At 59.8% G+C, this 17,049-nt stretch carries 17 protein-coding genes; 6 read left to right on the top strand and 11 right to left on the bottom strand.

Going from position 1 to position 17,049, the window contains the following annotated elements; translation table 11 throughout:
- Position 1: 1 nt before the first annotated feature.
- The 6 genes from M2416_RS25695 to speB are packed head-to-tail and all read right to left on the bottom strand — an operon-like array spanning position 2 to position 6,019.
- Positions 2–730, bottom strand: a complete 729-nt coding sequence (locus M2416_RS25695) for a class II aldolase/adducin family protein (protein WP_045857798.1) — start codon at positions 728–730, stop codon at positions 2–4.
- Entirely contained in the window at positions 731–2,251 is a 1,521-nt protein-coding gene (locus M2416_RS25690; protein ID WP_076946101.1) for an amino acid ABC transporter permease/ATP-binding protein, read from the bottom strand.
- Positions 2,252–2,284: 33 nt separating this feature from the next.
- Positions 2,285–3,088 carry an ABC transporter substrate-binding protein gene (locus M2416_RS25685; RefSeq protein ID WP_076946102.1) on the bottom strand — a complete coding sequence of 268 codons (804 nt, stop codon included), beginning with the start codon at positions 3,086–3,088 and terminating at the stop codon, positions 2,285–2,287.
- A gap of 9 nt (positions 3,089–3,097) precedes the next feature.
- The gene (locus tag M2416_RS25680; RefSeq protein WP_259227495.1) at positions 3,098–4,174 is read right to left on the bottom strand and encodes an isopenicillin N synthase family dioxygenase; all 1,077 of its coding nucleotides are present in this window, start codon (positions 4,172–4,174) and stop codon (positions 3,098–3,100) included.
- Positions 4,171–5,034, bottom strand: coding sequence for a sugar phosphate isomerase/epimerase family protein (locus tag M2416_RS25675; RefSeq protein ID WP_259227525.1), 864 nt, complete (start codon positions 5,032–5,034; stop codon positions 4,171–4,173). The genes M2416_RS25680 and M2416_RS25675 overlap by 4 nt, the downstream gene beginning before the upstream one ends.
- Positions 5,035–5,068: 34 nt before the next feature.
- Positions 5,069–6,019 (bottom strand): agmatinase, encoded by a 951-nt coding sequence (gene speB / locus M2416_RS25670; protein WP_076946104.1) that lies wholly within the window; start codon positions 6,017–6,019, stop codon positions 5,069–5,071.
- A gap of 112 nt (positions 6,020–6,131) precedes the next feature.
- On the opposite strand from speB, the gene M2416_RS25665 reads away from it, so the two are divergent.
- Positions 6,132–7,043: a LysR family transcriptional regulator gene (locus tag M2416_RS25665; RefSeq protein ID WP_259227494.1), complete on the top strand. Its 912-nt coding sequence runs from the start codon at positions 6,132–6,134 to the stop codon at positions 7,041–7,043.
- Positions 7,044–7,070: 27 nt separating this feature from the next.
- Here M2416_RS25665 and M2416_RS25660 read toward each other — a convergent pair whose 3' ends face one another.
- Complete coding sequence (locus M2416_RS25660; protein ID WP_259227493.1) at positions 7,071–7,694, bottom strand: transporter; 624 nt, start codon at positions 7,692–7,694, stop codon at positions 7,071–7,073.
- 156 nt (positions 7,695–7,850) lie between these two features.
- Entirely contained in the window at positions 7,851–8,726 is an 876-nt protein-coding gene (gene surE, locus M2416_RS25655; RefSeq protein WP_259227492.1) for a 5'/3'-nucleotidase SurE, read from the bottom strand.
- A gap of 518 nt (positions 8,727–9,244) precedes the next feature.
- Here surE and M2416_RS25650 point away from each other — a divergent pair.
- Positions 9,245–10,033: a histidine phosphatase family protein gene (locus tag M2416_RS25650; protein ID WP_259227491.1), complete on the top strand. Its 789-nt coding sequence runs from the start codon at positions 9,245–9,247 to the stop codon at positions 10,031–10,033.
- An 89-nt stretch (positions 10,034–10,122) separates the two neighbouring features.
- The gene (locus tag M2416_RS25645; RefSeq protein WP_259227490.1) at positions 10,123–11,466 is read left to right on the top strand and encodes an OprD family porin; all 1,344 of its coding nucleotides are present in this window, start codon (positions 10,123–10,125) and stop codon (positions 11,464–11,466) included.
- A 44-nt stretch (positions 11,467–11,510) separates the two neighbouring features.
- Here the strand turns inward: M2416_RS25645 and M2416_RS25640 are convergent, their stop codons facing one another.
- The 3 genes from M2416_RS25640 to M2416_RS25630 all read right to left on the bottom strand — a co-directional run bounded on the left by M2416_RS25640 (position 11,511) and on the right by M2416_RS25630 (position 15,140).
- Positions 11,511–12,473, bottom strand: a complete 963-nt coding sequence (locus M2416_RS25640; protein WP_045857819.1) for a sugar-binding transcriptional regulator — start codon at positions 12,471–12,473, stop codon at positions 11,511–11,513.
- 136 nt (positions 12,474–12,609) lie between these two features.
- On the bottom strand, positions 12,610–13,389 hold the full coding sequence (locus M2416_RS25635) for a triose-phosphate isomerase family protein (RefSeq protein ID WP_259227489.1): 780 nt from the start codon (positions 13,387–13,389) through the stop codon (positions 12,610–12,612).
- Positions 13,380–15,140, bottom strand: a complete 1,761-nt coding sequence (locus M2416_RS25630; protein WP_259227488.1) for a dihydroxyacetone kinase family protein — start codon at positions 15,138–15,140, stop codon at positions 13,380–13,382. The genes M2416_RS25635 and M2416_RS25630 overlap by 10 nt, the downstream gene beginning before the upstream one ends.
- A gap of 330 nt (positions 15,141–15,470) precedes the next feature.
- Between M2416_RS25630 and M2416_RS25625 the strand changes: the two genes are divergently transcribed.
- From M2416_RS25625 to M2416_RS25615, 3 genes are all read left to right on the top strand, one after another.
- Complete coding sequence (locus M2416_RS25625; protein ID WP_045857825.1) at positions 15,471–15,950, top strand: RpiB/LacA/LacB family sugar-phosphate isomerase; 480 nt, start codon at positions 15,471–15,473, stop codon at positions 15,948–15,950.
- A 13-nt stretch (positions 15,951–15,963) separates the two neighbouring features.
- A complete protein-coding gene (gene tal, locus M2416_RS25620) occupies positions 15,964–16,944 on the top strand; it encodes a transaldolase (protein ID WP_259227487.1) in 981 nt (326 codons plus the stop codon).
- Positions 16,931–17,049: hypothetical protein (locus M2416_RS25615; RefSeq protein WP_171996282.1), on the top strand; the 119-nt coding region annotated here is incomplete at its 3' end. The genes tal and M2416_RS25615, both read left to right, overlap by 14 nt.

The raw sequence follows: 17,049 nt of genomic DNA, 5'->3' as shown, positions 1-17,049 counted from the left end.
ATTACTCTTTATAAGCGGTGTCGAGGCGGTTAAGGCGGCGCAGCCACGCCTGCCAGACCTGCTGACGCTCGTGCTCCACGCCCATCAGCTGTTCGCAGGCGTGCTGGCTCAGGTGCGCCGGGATGAGGTGAATCGGGCTGAGCGGGGCGAGCTGGGCGGTCGCCATCTGAATTTCGCAGGCGCGGTTGAGGTAGTACATGATGTAAAACGCATCGGCGACGGTGCGCCCGACCGACAGCAGCCCGTGGCTCTGCAAAATCATGGCGATATTATCCCCCAGCGAGCGCTGAATGCGCGCGCGTTCGTCGAGGTCAAACGCCACCCCTTCATACGGGTGATAGCCGACGCGCTGATAAAACTCGGTGCTGATCTGGTTAAGCTGCAGCAGGCCGTCCTGGCAGGCGGCGACCGCCATGCCCGGCAGCGTATGGGTGTGGATCACGCAGTGGGCATCCTCCCGCGCCATATGCACCGCGCTGTGGATGGTAAAACCTGCCGAGTTTGCCGGGGCGGAGCCTTCCACCACCTTGCCCTGCATATCGACGACAATCAGATTGCTGGCGGTCACCTCGTCGAACATCATGCCGAACGGGTTAATCAGAAACCGCGGCTCGCCGTCGCCGGGCAGGCGCACGGAAAAGTGGGTATAGAGGGTATCTTCCCAGCCAAACAGCGCCGCCAGGCGGTAGGCGGCGGCCAGATCCTGGCGCAGTTCACGTTCAGTAGCCATTTATTGTACTCCCATAAATTCACGGATGCGGGTCAGCCCCGGCTCGCTGGCGCCGTCGCGGATGCGCCGGGGCGGCACATCGCTCACCACCACGCCGTTCTCCATCATCACCACCCGGTCGGAAATGGATAACGCGAAGTCCATCTCATGGGTGACGATCAGCATCGTCATCCCTTCGCGGGCGAGAGACTGAATTACCTTCAGCACCTCGCCGACCAGCTCCGGATCCAGCGCCGAGGTGGGTTCGTCAAACAGCATGATGTCCGGTTTCAAGGCCAGCGCCCTGGCGATGGCAACGCGCTGCTGCTGCCCGCCAGAGAGCTGCCAGGGATACTTTTCACCATGGGCCAGCAGCCCGACGCGATCCAGCAGGTAGAGGGCCTGCTCCTTTGCCACGCGGCGATCGGCGAGCTTGTGATACAGCGGGGCCAGCATCACGTTGTCGAGCACCGTGCGGTGGGGAAAGAGGTTGAAGCTCTGGAAAACCATGCCGATCCGGCGCACGCCGGCGCGCATCTGCGGCTTATCGACGATCGCCGCGCCTTTCAGGTAATCCTCGCCGTAGAGAATAATCTCCCCGCCATCGATGTTTTCCAGGGCGTTGATGGTGCGGATGAGGGTGGTTTTGCCCGACCCGGATGGCCCGATGATGCTGATGACCTCGCCGTTATCGACCTTCAGATCGATGCCTTTCAGCACCTGATGCTGGCCCCAGGATTTTTCGATCGCCCGCAGATCGAGGGCCGGCGGGCTGCCGCTGGTGGGCTCGGCCTTCGCCGCCTGACTCGGCGCTTTCAGGCCCTGGCGCAGGGCCTCGCATTCGGCGTCGTTGAAGGTTTGCGGGCGCTTTTGCTGAATATCGAGCCGGTTTTCCAGCGCCCGGAACAGCCAGGTAAACAGCGTTACCACCATCACGTAGTAGACCGCCACCGCCAGCAGGGTCTCCATCACGAGGAAGTTCTGCGCGTACAGGCGCTGGCCGGTAAGCAGCAGCTCCGGGAGCGAGATCACCGACAAAATCGAGCTGAGCTTAATGATGGTGATGTATTCATTAATGAGCGTGGGCAGCGAAATACGGAACGCCTGCGGGATAATAATCAGGCGCTGAATGCCGATAAAGCTGAAGCTTAAGGCGTGGCCGGCTTCGCTCTGTCCCTTTGCCACCGAGATTAATCCGCCGCGATGAATCTCCGCCATATAGGCCGCCTCGGTGACGGTCATCGAGACCAGGCCGGCAATAAACGGCACCCCGAGCAGCGGCTGGGTTAGCGGAAAGAGCTGCGGCAGGTTATAGACAAACACCAGCAGCACCATCAGCGGCACGCTGCGGAAAAACCAAATATAGAGTTCGACGGGAACCTTCAGCCAGCGCGGGCCGGAGAGCTTCGCGCAGGCTAAAAGAAAACCTAATACCAGGCCAATAAACCACGACAATGAACTGACGACGATGACGGTAACGCACGCCTGCCAGAATGCCCCAATGCTAAATAACGAGAAAAAGTATCCCCAATCGAACTCCATACCGACTCCTGTTGCGCATTGGCTTAAGCGTATTTAATCGATGCGTTCTAAGTTGTATTTCTTGATGATGGCGTCATATTTGCCGTTGGCTTTTAAGGTGGCTAACGTTGATTTAATCGCCTCCACCAGTTCGCTATTGCCTTTGCTGACGTAAATCCCCAGCGGCAGGGGGTAGACCAGCCGGGTGGAGCTAATCGCCAGCCGTCCGCGGCTCTTGTCGACAAGAATTTGCGCCGCCGGAGCGATCTCTAACTGCGCGCTAATATTTTTCGATATCAGGGCCTGGGAGACTTCCGGGGCGGTCGGGAACTCCTGAATGCTGATCGCCGGTTTGCCGTTTTTCAGGCAGTACTCGTCGGAGTGATTCTTCAGGCTGGCGACCCAGCTGGTGCCCTGCTGCAGCCCCACCTTGACGCCGCACAGCTCGTCTTCCGTTTTCGGCTGAATCTCGCCGCTCTTGAGGGCGATAATTGACGCGCCGGAGAGGGCGTAAGGCACCGCGTCGGCCTGTTTAAGGCGCTCCGGCGTGATGTACATCCCGGAGATTACCGCGTCATATTTCTTGCCAATCCCTAAGATCAGGCTGGTGAATTTGGTATCGATCAGCTGCGGTTTGGCCTTCAGCTGCTCGGCAATCAGCGCGGCGAATTCCGGGTCGAGGCCGACGATATTGTTATTGCTGTCGTAAGATTCAAACGGCGGATAGGTCACCTCCATCCCGACCTTAAATACGCCATCCGTCAGCAGCTCTGCGGCCTGGGTCAGCGGAGAGAAGCAGGCGGCGACGGCGATGCCCACCGCCACACGGCGCGAGAGCTTATGGAGCGTTTTTTTCATCATGTATCCTCACGGGTTAGTAACGGTTTTTTGCTGGGCTTGTTTTTTCAGATGACCAAAGGTGTTGGTGCCTCGGGCGCGTTCCGGGAGCTGCAGCTCGCCTTTGTTGACCTTCTCGCGCAGGTAGCGATAGGTCTGCAGCGCCTGGCTCCACATATGCTCGCCAATGCTCAGCTCCTGGTAGTCGCTGGCCTCTCCGGCGGTTAAAAAGTTGGGCAGCGGGCGGATCAGGGTGTGGTAATCGCAGGCGAAGAACAGCGGGAAGGAGTAGCGCTCCTGCGGCACCTTGCGGACACGGTGGGCTGTAGCAACAAACGTGCCAGCGCTTAGCACTTCCAGCATATCGCCGATATTGATAACAAAAGCCTCTTCTCCGGCGGCGCTCTTCGCCGGCGGGGCGTCGATCCAGGCGCTATCTTCATTCAGCACCTCAAGGCCCGGCTGGTCGGCGAGCAGCAGGGTGAAGCACTCGTAATCGGTGTGTGCACCAATACCGGGAACGTCTTCGGCGCTGGCGTCAAAGGGGTAGTGGATCAGGCGCAGCTTCGACGGCGGGCAGGTCACCATCGCCTTGAAATAGCCCTCCGGCAGGCCAAGGGCGAGGGCGAAGGCGTCAAACAGGCGATGGCCGAGGGCAAATACCGCGTCATAGTAGGCCAGCACCCGGGACTGAAACTCGGGCAGCTGCGGCCACTCGTTGGCGCCAATCAGCGGCGTTCCGGCCAGCACGAACGGGTGGTCATCCGCGGCCTGAAAGCCAATATCAAACGCTTCTTTGTGGTCCGGCTTGCCGGAGCCGTAGATCTCTTCCCCTTCCGGGACGTAGCCTTTGTGGCTGCGGGAGTGGCCGATGTAGTACTGCATCTTTTGCTCCATCGGCAGGGCGAAGAGCCGTTTGGCCGCCGTGCGGATCCCGGCGATCAGCTCGGGGGCAATGCCGTGGCCGGTGATGTAGAAAAAGCCGACTTCCCGCGCCGCTTTGCCGATGGTGTCGGCGACGGCCTGGCGTTTCGCCAGACTGTCGCTGACCAGATCGCTGATATCGATGGTCGGTAACTCGGTGAAAGAACTTTTTGCGACGTTCATGGCTGCGGATCCTTTTCGGTTAGCGATAAAAACTCGGCAAAATGCTGCTGTTCATGTTCCGCCATCCACGCATTCAGCGACCACAGATCGGCCACCGGAACGTTGGTAAACGGCAGGTGGTGCAGATAGCCGTCGGGGCCAAACTCGGGGGTCAGCGTGGTCTGCTGATACCCGCGTCGGCGCTGCGACTGCCAGATCTGCTGCCAGAAGCGCTGCTGAAACCGCAGCGCGGCCTGATATTCCGGCGCCGCCGGATGCGGCACCTGCGGCCCCTGGTCGTAGCCGGCGCGGGCCTGAACGTGGTGCACGCGGTCAATAAAGGCGCTGAAATCATCGCAGGGGTCATCCAGCAGACGCTCGCTTACCACAATCCAGTGGCTGATATCGGCGGTAAAGCGCAGCTGCGGCAGCTGCTGGATAATCTCGAGGGTCAGCCACGGGCTATACAGCGAGGTGGCGCGATGGGTTTCAAAGCTGCAGGTCACCTCGCAGGCGGCGGCCAGCTCGTGGGCCCGGCCGAGAAAATCCACCTGCTGCGCCAGCGGCCAGCGGTCGTTGCCGGCCAGCAGATTGACAAAGCGCGGGTTCAGCGCCTTCGCCTCGGCAAAGCGGCTTTTTAAGCGCTCCAGATGCTGGTGCGGCGTCTCGGCCTGCGCCGGGATCACGCCGCCGCCGCTAAAGACGATGGCGATATACTCCAGCTCGGACTCCTGCAGGCGCCGGGCCAGCGTCTGCCGCTCGTCGGCGCTCGGCGGAACCCGCGCCTCGATGCCGCAGCAGCCGACGCTTTTTAGCTCGCTGAGGGTCTGCTGCCACGGGGTGGTCACGCCCCAGAGGGTGCGAAAAACCTTGAGCTGCAGGGTGGGCTGGGCGGTTGGCTGCATTCTGAATCTCCTATGGATATTTCACGCCCGGCAGGACGCAGAGCATTTCATACAGCAGGTTGGCCGCCAGCTGGGAGGTGTTGCCGCTGACGTCGTAGGGCGGGGAGACCTCAACCAGATCGCAGCCAATCAGGTCCAGGCCGCGGCAGCCGCGGACGATCTCCAGCGCCTGAATGGAGGTCAGGCCGCCGACTTCCGGCGTGCCGGTGCCGGGCGCCCAGATCGGGTCGAGGCTGTCGATATCGAAGCTGAGATAGACCGGGCCTTCGCCCATCTGCTGGCGAACCTCGGCCATTAGCGGCGCCAGCGACCGGTGCCAGCACTGCTCCGCCTGCACCAGACGAAAGCCCTGGTCGACGCCCCACTGGAAGTCGCCGGCGGCGTAGCCCTGGGCGCGCTGGCCAATCTGCACCACCCGTTTGAGATCCAGCAGCCCCTCTTCGACGGCGCGGCGGAAGGTGGTGCCGTGGGCGATTTTCTCGCCGAACATCTCATCGTTGGTGTCGGTGTGGGCATCAACGTGAATCAGCCCCACCGGGCCGTGCTTTTTGGTCAGGGCGCGCAGAATCGGCAGGGTGATGGTGTGGTCTCCCCCGAGGGTCAGGGGGATGAGCGGGAAACTATTTAAAGCGGTGTAGTAATCCTCGATGATCTGCACCGATTTGAGCAGGCTGTAGGTATTTATCGGCACGTCGCCGATATCGGCCACCGACAGCGATTCAAAAGGCGCCGCGCCGGTTGCCATGTTGTAGGGGCGAATCATCACCGATTCGGTGCGAATATAGCGCGGCCCGTAGCGGGTACCGGAGCGCTGGGAGGTGCCGATATCCAGCGGGATGCCAACGAAAGCGGCATCAAGGCCCTGTAAATCTTCGATAAAAGGCAGGCGCATCATCGTTGCGCGGCCGCCGAAGCGCGGCATCTCGTTGCCACTCTGCGGTTGATGAAAGACGTTATCCATTTCAGCTCCTGAATCTGAGTCACCAATGCTCGATGAGGAGATAGTGCGAAAGATGCGCTGGACTTTAAATCGCCTGCTGTAAATACTTAGTTCATTTAATGGTGAACTAAGCATGCACAACGACGGCAGTCTCAACATTCGTCAGCTGCAGATTTTTGAGGCGGTGGCCCGCCTGGAAAGCTACGGCAGAGCCCAGCAGGAGCTGGGGATTTCGGTGTCGGCGATCAGCAACGCGATGTCCCAGCTGGAAGGTCAGCTCGGATTTAGCCTGTGCCAGCGCGGGCGCGGCGGCTTTGCGCTGACCGAAAAAGGGCAGCAGTTTTTACAGCAGTCGATTCGGGTACTGGGCGAGCTGAGCGAGCTGGAGCGCCAGTCGGCGCTGCTGAAGGGCGAGCACAGCGGCACGATTTGCATCTCGACCCTCGACTCGATTGAAACCGAAACCGCGCTGTCGCTGCCGGTGGTGCTGCGCAGCTTCAGCGATAAGTTTCCTCACGTGCACATCAAACTGATTATCCGCACCCCGGCGGAGCAGCTGAACGGCGTGCTCAACAACCATATCGATCTGGCGATCGGCAGCTACAACTCCCAGGTGCATAACATCATCAGCGAGCCGCTCTATCGCGAGCAGCACTGGCTCTACTGCAGCGACCTGCACCCGATGTTCTTCAGCCGCCAGCTCGATAAAGAGCACATCAGCCAGTGCCCGCTGGTGACCCGCAGCTACTGGAATACCAGCGATCTGCGGCGGCGCGGCTTCAGCAAAGGCAGCGCCACCGTGGAGACGGTCGATGCGCAGCTGCTGCTGATCCTCTCGGGGAAATATATCGGCTACCTGCCGGAGCACTACGCCTGGCCGTGGATCAAGGAGAACCGGCTGCGGGTGCTGCTGCCCAACGAGTTCGGCTTCCAGTCGCCGTTCTCGGCTATTTGCAAACGCGGGCGCAGCAACGAGCCCTATCTGAAAGAGTTTCGTAATTTACTCAAGAAGAATACCGTCGCCAGGCCGAAGTGGAACTACTAGAGGCCGCCGGGGCATTGCGGCAGCGCGCTATCGGGCGCTGGCCGCGGCCGAAGTGCGGGCGAGGTAGCGAAAATAGCAGTAGTAGCCGATCGATGCCGTCAGGCACAGCATGTAGCCAAACGACTCGCTGCCCTCTTCGACGGCGTTTTTCACCGCCCGGGCGTAATCTTGCGCAAGGATGGCGAACCACAGGCCGTGCATCCCGAACAGGCGCGAGAAGACCAGCACCGCCAGCAGGCCGCTGAGCATCATCCCGTAGTATGGCGTGCGGGTGTACTGCGCCAGCTGCGCAAGGGTTTGACGGTAATGGATGAGCGGATAAATAAGCGTACACAGCGTGGAGAGCAGGGCAAACCAGACCCAGCTGCCGTGGGAGATCAGATCGAAGGCCGCGTCCAGCTCGCGGATCAGCATCGCGAGGAAAAACCCGCCGACGAGAAGATTGCAGTAGCGCAGCAGCGCATATCGCTTTGCCAGGCAGAAGTGAATCAGCACGATTGCCGCCAGCACCAGCTCCTGGATGATTTCGGTAAGCGAGATTTCCGCAATGTTGTTATCGAATACCCGTACGTCAATCCATAGACAGAGTACCGCGACGGCGGAGGCGAAGGCCGCGCCAAGGAAAAAGAGAAGGCTTCTGAGTACAGACATTAGCACCACGTTATATATTGAAAAACAATATGGTAAGTGCTGTATTTATAACTTCCTCTTCACTTCGTGCGCCTTCTCCGCCGTTTTTTAACCAATCGAGCTTTTTCCGCTCTGCCGGCGACGTTCAGCGTCAGGGGGCCCGTGCGGTCCGCGCGTTTACTGACCTAACAGCGTTTTGTACTGGCCTGTAAACTGCGGGGCGTTCCACGCGCCGTCAAAAAGGGTATAGGTGATATAGCCCTTGTTGAGCCAGCCGGAGTCAGTATTGTCGAAGGCTGGCGCGAGCGCCGCCGGGTTGAGGGTCTGCTTCGCCTTGCCGTCGGCCGTCAGCTGATAGCCGATCTGCGGCGTCGGGAACGCTTCGTTATCGACGTAGCGCACGCCTTTGATCTCGGCTTTTGCCAGCGGCGGGTAGTTAATGCTCAGCCCGGACCCTTTGGGTAAGAGGGGCGCGCCCGGGGTTCGTTTGGCGCTGAGAGTATCGACTACGCCCACGACGTAATCGACCGACTCCGGCCAGTATTTATGCGTCGCCGGCCAGCCGTTTTTCATCTCCTCAGCGCTAAAGATATAGCCGATGCTGGCGGCGATCGCCGGGATGCCGTAGCGCACGGCGCGGGCGGCAGCGCTGACGGTACCGGAATTGACCTGCGCCATGCCGGTGTTGGGGCCGTCGTTCACGCCGGAGATAACCAGATCCGGCGGCGCGTCCTTCAGCAGGCCATGAAGCCCAAAGTCAACGGCGTCCGCCGGGGTGCCGGGGAAGCAGTAGCGCCTGTCGGCGACCTTTTGCAGGTCGAAGATCTTACCGGGTTTAAAGGTGATGGCGGAACCTATGCCGCTTTGGTTGGTGGCGGGGGCGACCATCCAGACGTCATAGCCTTTGGCTGCCAGTTTGTCCTGCAGCGAGGTGCTGCCCGGCGAGGCGCAGCCGTCGTCGTTGACGATCAGTATTTTCAGCACGGGCCGGGCCGCCCCGGCGGAGAAGGCGACGGCGGAGAGCAGCGCGGCGGTAAGGATGATTTTTTTCACTTTATATCCTTGTGTTTGATGGAAGGGCTGAATTGGACGCAAAAAAAAACCTAAGACTCCTGCCAGCAGCGCCGCTGCGACGGATATCTTAGGTTTTGCCTGCGTTCAGTAACAATCCCGGATAGCCACGAAAATACGCCATGTGGCGGCCTTCGTCCAGGCAAAGGCTATTTTTTGTGAGCGGCTTCAATAAATAAATCGTTATTAGTCAGGTTCCTTCCGTGAGCCTTTTTACCGCAGGCGATATTTTTGTTTGAGGCTTATTAGCCGATGCGTGAATATATAGTGGAATATATGTCGCTGTCGCTGTTTAATTTGCTGGCGATCACATTTATTAATTTGCCACGAAAAAGTGTGTGGTGTTATTTCGCAAGGGTGATATGGTCGGCGTAATTGGATTGTTACTGTGTATACAGGCAAAACCTACGTCAGATAGCGAAAGCGGTGGTTATCACTTTCGTTATTAGGCGTGGGTTTTTTTGTTTTTATTACAGCTGTGAATAACGCAAGGATATAACATGAAAAGATGGCTAGTAGCTTTAATGATGGTTGCCAGTAGTGCCACTTGGGCGGCGGAAAATAAAACGCCGGCCGCCGGCGATGATACCGTGACGATCTATTTTGCCCGCCACGGGAAAACGCTGCTTAATACCTTTGACCGCGTTCAGGGATGGGCCGACTCCCCGCTGACCGAGGAGGGACGGCGGGTGGCGCGCTATTTAGGTGCCGGGCTCAAGGGGATTAAATTCGACAGTTTCTACACCAGCGATGCCGGACGGCAGCGCGAAACGATGGCGGTTATTATGACCCAGGCGGGGATCGCCGACTCTCGGCCGACCGAGCTGGCGGGCCTTCGCGAAGCGTTCTTCGGCGGGTTCGAGGGCGGCTTGAATCGGGATATGGCCGCCGCGGGAGCCCGTCAGCTGGGGCTTGCCGACGCGGCGGCGCTGTATCGGGAGATGAAGGCCGGTACGCTGTCGGTGCGCGATAGCCAGAACGCGCTTGCCAGCGCCGATCCCAGGGGGATGACGGAGAGCTACGACCAGGTGAAGCAGCGCGTTCAGGCGGCGCTGGCGACCATGCTTGCGCAGGCGAAAGCCGAGGGCGATAAAAATATTCTGGCGATTTCATCCGGTACGGCGATGCAGATAATGATCTCCGATCTCACCGATGACCCGGCGAAAAATAAGCCGTTAGCTAACGCGGCGGTGGTCAAAATCAGCTATCACAACGGCCGCTATCGGGTAGATGAGATCGGCTCGTTAAAATACGTTGAGGCAGGAAAGCAGGCGCTCGGCGAAAAATAAAATAACGCTTACTGCACTCTTTTTGGGCCGCATCTCATTATTACCCGTCGTTGGTAAGGATGCGGTTCGGCCCGACTCTGGGGGATACTATGAATCTGACTCGCGTTACCGCAGCGCTTATCGCCCTTAGCGCTTCGACAGCCGCCTGGGGCGGTAATAATAATGAAGATAAGCAGCCTTCCACGCTAATGAACGGCATGGTTAGTGAGCCTTTTTTCCGCGATTCGCACATGACCTTATCGTTAAAAAACTACTGGAAATATCTTAAGGAAGAGAACGCCAATCCTAAGCGCGTGCATAATGCGTGGGGGCAGGGGATCGCAGTGGATTATCAGTCGGGTTATTTTAACGATATATTCGGCGCCGATATTATCTATTATGGCGCCGTTAAGCTGGGAGCCAGCGATTACTTTAACTCTCGCGGCGTGCTCTACAATAACGGTCCCGGTAATAGTAAAAATAATGCCGAAGGCTTCTCTAAATTTGGCCAGCGTAATCTTAAGCTCAGGTACAGCGTCGCGGATATGCAGCTTAACGCCCGCTGGGGCTGGCAGGTGCTGAAAAACTATGGCGTCATCTCGACCTCGACGCGGCTGTCGCCGACCACCTACTCCGGCTGGAGCGGCGCCCTGAGCTATGACAACCTGACGCTGCGCGGCGCGTACGTGGAAAACTCCATGGACCGCAACTCGCCGGACAAGAAGCATTTCCAGACCAACGCCGGGCGCGAAATTAACCACCTGGCCAGCGGCGAGCTGCTGTGGAAAGGCCGCTATCTGGATCTGCAGTATGGCTATGGCGAAAGCGATAGCTATCTGCGCCGCCACCTGCTGTTTGCCAATCTCAGACCACTGGCTCCGCTGAATATCGGCATGCAGATATATGCGACCCGCGCGCTTGATGAGTATCGCGCGATGCCCGCGAGCAAGCGCGACTTCGATGATAGCGCCCGGCATTTCGCCCTTGATGCCAGCTGGAAAGCGCAGCGCTGGAGCAGCAGGTGGGGCATCGGCTATACCGAGGCTAAAAAAGAGAACGAGGTGGGTTTTTACCCGCGGCATATGAGCAAAAACTCACGCGGCACGTTTATCTCGATGGCCTACGCGGGCGATGACTACATGCGCGACCGGGAGCTGGTGCTGGCGAATATCTCGGACTACCAGCTGACTCCGGAGCTGGCGATCGGCCTGGCCGGCAATATTGCCCAGTTTAGCTACCGGGGCAATCACGTGCGCAGCGGCGAAATTAGCGCCTTCAGCCGCTGGATTCCTTCCGACCCACGCTTTAAGAACCTGACGGTATGGCTGATGTTTGGTCCGGGCTGGTCGTACAAAAGCAGCGGAAAAACGCCGGTGCTGACCGACGGCCGCTACACCCGAACCCACACCCTGGCTTCAGAAGCGATCGTTGAATACCGCTTCCGCCTGTTCTGATTAACTGAGGGGCAATTTGTCGGGCTAACAATCAGCCCGGCGGATTACTGGCTCATGCTTAAAATCGTGCGAATGTTGCGGGCGCTGGTGGCGATGATGTCGACGGCCCCGGTACGCAGGGCACCCATAATCGCCATCGCTTTGGTATTTTCAGACGCAATCGCGATCACGCAGGGGATCTGCTTGAGCTCTTCAACGCTCAGGCCAATCACCCGGTTGTCCATCACCGTGTTGACGTGCTCGCCGCGGGAGTTGAAGAAGTCGTAGCCCGCGACGTCGCCGATAACGCCCTGGTTAATGCTGGCGTCGTTGATCTCCTGCGGCGTGAACCAGCCCAGCTTCACCATGTAGCTCTCTTCGTTCATATCGCCGATGCCCACCAGGGCAATATCGGCCTTGCGCGCGCGGTCGAGCGTCTCTTTGATGGTGCCGTTCTGCAGCAGCAGCTCTTTTAGCTGCATATTTTCGACGTAGGCCGGCGCGTACAGCGACTCGCTGCTGCCGCCAAATTTTTTCGCCAGCAGACGGCTGATATGATCGGCGTTGATGATATCGCCCGGCCGATGGGTGCCGCCGATGCCGCAAATAAAGCGGCAGTCGCGCGCCTGGATGGTGCCGGAAAATTCGGCGACCGCCGCCACGTTGCGACCCTGACCCACCGCCACCACCACGTTATCTTTCAGCATGTTGTTGAGGTGGCTGGAGACGAGGGTGGCAACCTGGCGACGCTGCTCCTCTTCATCGTTATGGTCGAGGGCGATCAGCGCGCGGGTGATGGGGAAACGATCTTTGAGCTGCTTCTCCAACTGGGTGCTGAAGATCGGGTGGTAGCGGACGTTGATCTCGACGATCCCTTCTTCTTTTGCCCGTTTTAGCAGACGTCCGACCTTAATACGCGAGAAGCCAAATTTGTTGGCAATCTCTTCCTGCGTTATTTCATCGCAGTAGTAGGCTACGGCAATCTCGGTGAGTAGCTCATACTCCTGGGACGCGCTCGATTTTTCCATTCGGCTGCTTTCTCCACGCGATAGATTAATGTTTAGGGGGTGAACATTTGCTGAAAGTATATCAGAAACGTTTTTACCTCAAGCAGGGTAAGCGCGACGGTTCTCTGCAAACCCCGTCGCGCTTCGGCAAGGACGGCTAGCTCTCCGGGCGGTCGGCCGCTATCTTCTGCGCTTCGGCAAGAATTGACGCAAAGTCCTCGGGCCGGTGGGCAAAACGGCCGAGGAAAATGCCGTCAACGTCGGGCCACAGGCGGCTGAGCAGGCCGGGGCCCGCGCTTCCGCCGTAGATAACCTGCAGCTGCGGGCCGTATTTTTGCTGCAAATGCGCGCGCAGCTCCCGGCAGACGTGGCGGATATAGTCGTCGCTGGCGGGCTTTGGCGCGCCGATGGCCCACTGCGGCTCCCAGGCAAAAATCGTCGGCGGCAGCGCGCCGTCTCCGCGGTGTGCCAGCAGCGCCCGCACCTGCTCGATGGCGTAAGCGGCGGCCTCTTCGGCGCTCATCTGCCGGTCTTCACCAATACAAATGACCGGCGTGAGATGCGTGGCGTAGGCCATATCGATCTTCTGGTTAATGACGTCGGTGGTTTCGCCGAAGTGGCGCCGCCGTTCGGCATGGCCCAGCTCGACGTAGCGGCAGCCCATCTCCTGCAGCATGGCGGCGCTGCTCTCGCCGGTCCAGGCGCCGGGCGGGGCGGCGCAGATGTTCTGCGCTCCCGTGGCCATAGCCGTTCCTTCAAAGCAGCGCAGCGCCGCGGCGACCGCCGGCATCGCCGGGAAGGTGAACAGCTGCAGCCGCGCCGTCAGCGCTGCCGGCTGCTGACGCAGCAGATCGGCAACCTGCTGGCACCACGCCTGGGTTTGGCCATAGCCAAAATAGGTTTTATGGCTGGTGCCGACGATGGGGCTTAGAGGCATACGTTCTCCCGATGTTGTTCAGTTTCAGGGTTGTCGCTCATGCAGGTGCCTACCGCGGCGATGATCATCGCCAGCGAGACCGCGCCGGCGTCCGGCGTGCCGAGACTGCGTTCCGCCAGCGGGCGGGCGCGGCCGATTTTTGGCAGCAGCTGGGCGGTATCCTGCGCGCTCTGGCGGGCGACGCGTTCGGCTTTGTTCCAGGCCTCTGCGAGAGAGAGACCCTCGTCCGTTGCCGCGCTCAGCGCCTGGCTAAACGGCAGCAGCACGTCGACCAGGGTTTTATCGCCGGGTTTGGCTTTGCCAAAATGCATCACTCCGGCGTTGGCCTGCGAGATGGCCAGCGCCACCCGCGCGGCGTCAGGCTTTTCCTGATTGCCGATGGTGATGCCCAGCGTATTGAGGATCACGCCCCAGATGGCGCCAGAGGTGCCACCGGCCTCGTCTGCCCAGGCGTCAGCGGCGAATTGTAGCAGGGTACCGGCTCCGGCACCCCGTTCCAGCACCTTCTTCGCCGCGCTGCGGGCGGCAACGACGCCGCGCTCCATGCCGATGCCGTGGTCGCCGTCGCCGGCGATCGCGTCGATACGGCCAAACTCTTCGGCGTTATCAATCACCGTTTGCGCGACGGCGTCAATCATCGCCATCACCTTGACGGCGACCTCTTTCGATTCCGCGCTGCCCTGGGGAATGGTGACCTCGCCGCTCTGCGCCAGCTGCTGCGGATCGAGGGGAACGTGCGGCAGAACGGAGCCGCGGCTAAAGGCCGGAGCGGTGGCGGGAGCAAGCCACAGGGCCTCCAGCTCGTCATCAAACCAGACGAAGGTCATCGACATTCCGGCCATATCAAAGCTGGTGACAAACTCGCCAATCTGGATATCGGTCACTTCGACACCGGCTTCCTGCAGCAGCGGCTGCACGTCGTGCCAGAACACGAACAGCTCTTCATACTTCACCGAGCCGAGACCGTTAATGATCACGCCCATGCGCGCGCCTTTGGTTTGCGCGATCGCCTGCGGACGCTCTTCCAGCAGAGTGCGGGTGAGCATCTGCGCCAGCTCGTTCGACGACACGGTGTCCAGTTCGCTAATACCCGGTTCGCCGTGGATCCCCATGCCAAAGCCCATCTTCCCTTCCGGAATGGTGAACAGCGGATGCTCGGCGCCGGGGAAGGTGCAGCCGCTGAAGGCCAGGCCTAGCGAGCGCGTTTGCTCGTTGGCGCGGCGGGAGATAGCCAGCACCTCGGCCAGCGAATCGCCGCGCTCTGCGGCGGCGGCGGCGGCTTTAAACACCACCAGATCGCCGGCTACGCCGCGGCGCTTCTCTTTTTCAGCCAGCGGCGCGCTGGAGATATCGTCGGTAATAGCCATGGTTTCACAGGGGATGCCCTCGGCGCGCAGCCGCTCGCAGGCGAGGCCGAAATGCAGTACGTCGCCGGCGTAGTTGCCGAACATCAGCAGCACGCCGCCGCCGTTGTTGGCCGCCCGCGCGACGGAGCAGATTTGCTGCGCCGAAGGGGAGGCGAAAAGGTTGCCCATGGCCGCGCCGTGGGCCAGGCCCTGGCCCACCAGGCCGGCGAAGGCGGGGTAGTGCCCGGATCCGCCGCCGACCACGATAGCCACGCCGCCCGGCCGGCTTTGGGTGTTGCGCACGACCCCGCCGGGAACCTGGCGCACCATTGACGCGTGCGCGCTGACGAAGCCCGCCACCATTTCTTTGGCAAAGTCTGACGGTCGGTTAAAAATCCAGCTCATTTTGTCTTCTCCAGATGATTTGTATTTAGTTTCCCAGCCGCCAGTTTCTGGCCATTTGTACCATCACAAATGAACGCTATCAGATCACATGATTCAATCAAATGTTCAGCAGGTGGATATGTGATCGCGGTCGTGATTTGCTTAATAAAGCTATTTTTTGTGCAATCCCCCCTTTTTTAGCCGTCGTTTTCTTGCTAAACCTTATTACATACGAACAACTAGTGAGCTTTAGTTCAGTTAAGCGGCCGGGAATTCCAGCCTGAATCCATCACACGAGCGGCTTCTGAACATAAGTTTGATACTAACGCTGTCATTGATGAGGTAAGAAAAATGTTGAAAGTCGCAATCGGCGCGGATGATGCTGCGACCGGACTGAAAAATCTGGTAAAGGAACATCTGCAGCAGCGAGATATCGAGGTCGTTGATTTCAGCCATGACGTGGCGGGAAATGAGCAGATCTACCCGGATATCGCCTTTAACCTGGCTTCGGCTATCCGCCAGGGCACCTTTGAGCGCGGGCTGCTGTTTTGCGGCACCGGCATCGGGATGGCGATTGTGGCGAATAAGGTGCCCGGCATTCGCGCCGCGCAGTGTCATGACGTTTACTCGGCCGATCGCGCCCGCAAAAGCAATAATGCGCAAATTATGACCCTCGGGGCGCGGGTGGTGGGCAGCGAGCTGGCGCTGATGCTGGTCGATACCTGGCTTGCCGCCGAGTTTGAAGCCGGGCGCTCCGGGCCGAAGGTGCAGCGTATCGATTACTATGAAACGCTGGTTCACCCGGACGGTGCGGCCCGCGCAGAAGAATAAAGGAGTCATCACGATGACCATTCTGGAAAAACTGAAAGAAGTGACCACCGTCGTTGCGGACAGCGGCGATATCACCGCTATCCGTGAATACCATCCGCAGGATGCCACGACCAACCCGTCGCTGATCCTGAAGGCCGCCGCGCAGCCGCTCTATCGCCCGCTGATCGAGCAGGCTATCGCCTGGGCCTGCGAGCAGGGCGGCACGGCGCAAACGCGGCTGATTAACGCCGGCGATAAGCTGGCGGTGAATATTGGCCTCGAGCTGCTGGGCCAGGTGCCGGGCAAGGTGTCGACGGAAGTGGACGCCCGCCTCTCTTACGATCGCGGGCTGTGCGTGGCAAAAGCCCGCAAGCTGATCCGCCTGTACGAGCAGGCCGGAATTGACCGCTCCCGCGTGCTGATCAAGCTGGCGGCGACGTGGCAGGGGATTAAGGCGGCGGAGGAGCTGGAGCGCGAAGGCATTCACTGCAACCTGACGCTGCTCTTTTCGTTTGCCCAGGCGCGCGCCTGCGCCGAAGCGGGAGTGTGGCTGATTTCGCCCTTCGTCGGGCGAATCTACGACTGGTATCGCGAACGTAATCTGCTGGAAGACGACGCGGCGGAGAACGATCCGGGCGTGGTCTCGGTGCGCAATATCTATGACTACTATAAGAAGCACCGCTATCCGACGGTGATTATGGGCGCGAGCTTCCGTAAAACGGCGCAGGTGATGGCGCTGGCCGGTTGCGATCGCCTGACCATAGCCCCTGCGCTGCTGGAGGAGCTCAGCCGAATGGAGGGCGATCTTCGCGTTGCGCTGGTGCCTCCGCAGGCCGGTGAGGTGCCGCCGTCGCCGCTGACCGAGTCCGAGTTCTACTGGCTGCACAATCAGGACCCGATGGCGGTTGATAAGCTGGCAGAGGGCATTCGCCTGTTTGCCCAGGACCAGCAAAAGCTGGAGACGATGCTCAGCGAGCTGCTGGAAAAACAGGAGGCGGACAATGTCATCGCGTAAAGAGCTGGCGAACGCTATTCGTGCGCTGAGCATGGACGCGGTACAGAAAGCCAAATCCGGCCACCCGGGTGCCCCGATGGGTATGGCTGACATTGCCGAAGTCCT

Origin of the sequence: Klebsiella sp. BIGb0132, assembly GCF_024810075.1 — a bacterium.
Taxonomy (GTDB): domain Bacteria; phylum Pseudomonadota; class Gammaproteobacteria; order Enterobacterales; family Enterobacteriaceae; genus Klebsiella; species Klebsiella terrigena.
This window is presented reverse-complemented; position numbering and strand designations above follow the sequence as displayed.